Origin of the sequence: Rhodopseudomonas sp. B29, from assembly GCF_000333455.1 — a bacterium.
In the GTDB taxonomy this organism is placed as follows: domain Bacteria; phylum Pseudomonadota; class Alphaproteobacteria; order Rhizobiales; family Xanthobacteraceae; genus Rhodopseudomonas.
In genome coordinates this window covers 1-3,154 of sequence record NZ_BADD01000433.1, presented here as the reverse complement: position 1 = coordinate 3,154, position 3,154 = coordinate 1, and the positions used below count along the sequence as shown (strand labels likewise).

1 protein-coding gene and 3 pseudogenes are annotated in these 3,154 nt (G+C 65.0%); 1 reads left to right on the top strand and 3 read right to left on the bottom strand.

Going from position 1 to position 3,154, the window contains the following annotated elements:
- Positions 1 to 93, bottom strand: a pseudogene (locus I5M_RS32310) (2-hydroxychromene-2-carboxylate isomerase); the annotation flags it as partial.
- Positions 94 to 323: 230 nt separating this feature from the next.
- Positions 324 to 1,044, bottom strand: a pseudogene (locus I5M_RS29855) (glutathione S-transferase N-terminal domain-containing protein).
- A 153-nt stretch (positions 1,045 to 1,197) separates the two neighbouring features.
- Here I5M_RS29855 and I5M_RS15550 point away from each other — a divergent pair.
- Positions 1,198 to 2,220, top strand: a complete 1,023-nt coding sequence (locus I5M_RS15550; RefSeq protein ID WP_022722238.1) for a methionine synthase — start codon at positions 1,198 to 1,200, stop codon at positions 2,218 to 2,220.
- A 351-nt stretch (positions 2,221 to 2,571) separates the two neighbouring features.
- On the opposite strand, the pseudogene I5M_RS29850 reads toward I5M_RS15550, so the two are convergent.
- Positions 2,572 to 3,154, bottom strand: a pseudogene (locus I5M_RS29850) (hypothetical protein); the annotation flags it as partial.

The window sequence follows — 3,154 nt, the reverse complement described above, 5'->3', positions numbered from 1 at the left end:
CGATCGTNCGCCCGTCTCCTTGGCCAGCGGCTGGATGTTGTGAAAGGCCACATAGGTCCACGGGCTGGAGCAGTCGAAGAAGAACTCGAGCATGGGTGTTTCCCTGGTGTTGGTGTTTGTTGATTGTTATTAGTTGTTAGTTACGGGCCTCTCCACTCGTCATTCCGGGGCGCCGCGCAGCGGCGAACCCGGAATCCATATCCCCTGGACTCGCGGCAAGAGCACCGCGCCGTCCTGCCCAAACACCATCGCTGCGGAGTATGGATTCCGGGTTCGCGCCTTCGGCACGCCCCGGAATGACGAACGTTGATGCAGAGCACTCATCACTGCTGCTGCGCCCCCTGCGCCTCTGCCTCGCTGTACGCCGGCTTATCCACCCCGAGCAAAATCTTCCGCGCCTGCTCGTCCATCGGCTTGCGCTCGTCCTTGCCGAGCGCCAGGCCCGTCTGCAGCTTCGGCCGGGCGCGGAGCAGCGTGTACCAGCGCTTGATGTTGGGATAGTCGTCGAGGCTCAGGCCCTGCGCCTTGTGGGTCATGATCCAGGGGAAGCAGGCGATGTCGGCGATCGAGTAATCGCCAACGATATACTCGCCCTCGGCCAGCTGCGCGTCGAGCACGCCGTAGAGCCGCCGCGTCTCACGGCCGTAGCGGTCGATCGCGTACGGAATCTTCTCGGGCGCGTAGAGCAGGAAATGGCCGTGCTGGCCGAGCATCGGGCCGAGGCCGGCCATCTGCCACATCAGCCATTGCAGCACTTGCGAGCGTGCGCGCGGCTCGGCCGGCAGGAACTGCCCGGACTTCTCCGCCAGATAAATCAAGATCGCGCCGCTTTCGAACACGCTGAACGGTTCGCCGCCGTCGGCGGGCGCGTGATCGATGATCGCCGGCATCCGGCCGTTGGGGCTGAGCTCGAGGAACTCGGGCTTGTGCTGGTCGCCTTTGCCGAGCTGCATCGGCACCACCTTGTACGGCAGGCCGCATTCCTCCAGCATGATCGAGATCTTCCAGCCATTCGGCGTTCGGGGCGTAATACAGTTCGATCATTGCTGAACGGATCCTCTTGGCGGGCCTCGGTTCGATCCTAGCCGCGCCGTCCGTCGCCGCCAAGCCGTGGATGCAAGCCGTGGATGGCAGGCTGACCGCCGTATACGGCCGCTGTCCGGCATGGCAGATAAAGCCGATTCAGGGAGGACGACCATGCTGTTTCCGACGACGATCGCCGGCTCGCTGCCGAAGCCCGAATGGCTCGCCGAGCCCAACAAGCTGTGGGCGCCGTGGAAGCCAACCGGTCCTGACCTCGTGCGCGCCAAGCGCGACGCCACCATCCTGGCCGTGAAGATCCAGGAAGACGCCGGCATCGACATCGTCACCGAAGGCGAGCAGGCGCGGCAGCATTTCGTCCACGGATTCCTCGAAGCCGTCGACGGCATCGACTTCGCCAACAAGGTCGAGATGGGCATCCGCAACGATCGCTACAAAGCGATGGTGCCGCAGGTGACGGCGCCGCTGCGGCTGAAGGGCCGCGTCCACGAATTCGAGGCGCTGATCGCCCGCGCCCACACCGGCAACAAGATCAAGTTCACGCTGCCCGGCCCGATGACCATCATCGACACCATCGCTGATCGGTTCTACGGCGACCGCGTCAAGATGGCCTTCGCGTTCGCCGCGCTCTTGAACCAGGAAGCGCTGGCGCTGCAGGCAGACGGCATCGACATGATCCAGTTCGATGAGCCGGCGTTCAACGTCTACATGAGCGAAGCCGCCGACTGGGGCGTCGAGGCGCTGCAACGCGCCGCCGAGGGTCTGACCTGCGCCACCGCGGTGCACATCTGCTACGGCTACGGCATCAAGGCCAACACCGACTGGAAGGAGACACTCGGCGCCGAGTGGCGGCAATACGAACAGATCTTCCCGGCGATCGACAAGAGCCCGATCCAGCAGGTCGCGATCGAGTGCCGCAACTCGAAAGTGCCGCTCGATTTGCTGTCGCTGCTGCCAAACAAGATCGTCCAGGCCGGCGTCATCGACGTCGCCTCCGACCAGGTCGAAACCGCCGAAGACGTCTGCGCCACACTCGAAGCGGTGATGAAGCACGTGCCCAAGAGCAACATCATCGCCACCACCAACTGCGGCATGGCCCCGATGTTCCGCGACATCGCCGAAGCCAAGCTGGTGGCGCTCGGCGCCGGCGCGGAGCTGGCAAGGCAGCGGTTCGGGTAGTTATCACTGCCGCAACGACTGAGTCGTCATCCTGAGGCGCGAGCAAAGCGAGCCTCGAAGGATGCGGCTCCAGGCACGGCATGCCATTCTCCGAGGCTGAGTAAGCGCGGCCTTCCAGCGCAGCCCATCCTTCGAGGCCGCCGCTTCGCGGCGGCACCTCAGGATGACGCCGAATGTGTAGCAACGCGAACACCCTCTCGTTCGTCATTCCGGGGCGCGCGAAGCGCGAGCCCGGAATCCACACCCCCAGTGACAATGTAGCACGAAGCCCGCGCCGCAGTGCTACACCGCACGCACAGGGATTATGGATTCCGGGCTCGCTCGCTACGCGAGCGCCCCGGAATGACGCGGTTAGGTCGTGCGTGCGCTCGGATGCAATGCCGGTTGATAGCCGGCTTCAAGCCCTCGCAGCGTTGATGGTGGCGTGAGTAGGAAGATCTGCAAGCCTTCCATCGCCGCGCGCTCGACCGGCTGATAACCCTCAAACGACCAGCGCAGCAGTCCGCCTCGCGTGGCTAGATAAGCAGCGCCGGCGCCGCCACCATCATGGCCGGCATCGCCGCTCTTCTCGCTCATCCCCGACACCATCGCCCCATCCGGCAACTCATCGACCCCGCACGGCACCGCATGCAGCCGCTTGGCCCTTCCGTCCAGCCGCTCGCGATGCAGCGTCGCGTCGACCTGCTTGGCGCTCACGCCCGCCAGCCCGTTGCCACGCGCGAACGCATTGGCAAAGCGCAGTGCGTCGGCGCGCCGGCAATAGTAACAGGGCCGATGCCCAGCCGCGAGCGCGGTTGCTTCGTCGAGGAAGAACAGCTCGGTCCAGCTCCGCGTCGCCATCACGTCGCGGCGGCGGCCGCGAAACTCGCAGACGCAAGTAATCCACGCCGGGCTCGACCACCGGTCGCTTCAGCAGCGTCTTTGTGGCCGGATC